Genomic DNA, 811 nt, shown 5'->3' with positions numbered 1-811 from the left:
TAGCAAATATGTTGAAGAAAATTTTCGTTTCCATAATAGTCCTGATATTGCTTAGTTTTAGCAATGAAAAATTCGAGCAATTAAAGTTTGAAAAACAGGTTGCTTATGAAGTTTTTCCACAATTAATAGATTCAATTCATTCCGATTCAAGAATAAAAGTTCCAATACCTCCTCCTCCAATTGAAAATGGCACAAATCCGACTGAAACAATTCCATTAAGACAGATTTATAAGGATTTAGAAAGACAGGAAAAAGAATTATATAAAGACACTGTAAAATTAGTCACAGCAATTGTCGATTCAACAATAATACTTAGTAAAGAGGACAAATTAGAGCTTATAAATCATTTTGAGTTAAAACAAAATCACTTAGATACTTCAAACATTGATTTCCGGTATAAAATTGATCTTAAAAAGCTGAAAGCGGATAAAAAAATAAGATTTAAATATCGATCAGAATTACCCGATGGAAAGAAAATATGGAAAACTGATTATGACTTTTATTTAAATTCAGTAATAAGTTTTAGTAGAATACAATTTGACAGAACAAATTCTTATGGTGTGATGACAGCTCATTACACAAGCGGCCCTTTGAGCGGAGGAAGTTTTAGAATATTTATTAAGAAGGATAATGATAAATGGATAATTGATTGGATAGACTTAACAGCTGTAGCGTGACAACATACTTGCAACAACAGCGGTTCATCTCAAATTCCGGGTATTGTGGAAAAACCATATCTTTAGAAACCAAGAAACAAAAAAGTAAGCCGACAAGTCCGCGTCCCTATTCCCGCAACTTACGATAACCGCAA

Annotated in this window: 1 protein-coding gene; it reads left to right on the top strand. The window is 31.7% G+C overall.

Translation table 11 applies throughout. The annotated features are described in order from the left end of the window. A partial coding sequence (locus RM553_RS19540) for a hypothetical protein (protein ID WP_311536642.1) occupies positions 1 to 677 on the top strand: 677 nt, incomplete at its 5' end. Between the last annotated feature and the right edge of the window lie 134 nt (positions 678 to 811).

The sequence above is a fragment of the Autumnicola tepida genome, assembly GCF_031846485.1.
Lineage (GTDB): Bacteria > Bacteroidota > Bacteroidia > Flavobacteriales > Flavobacteriaceae > Autumnicola > Autumnicola tepida.
Note: the sequence above shows the minus strand (reverse complement) of the source record. Positions and strands in the feature narration are given on the sequence as shown.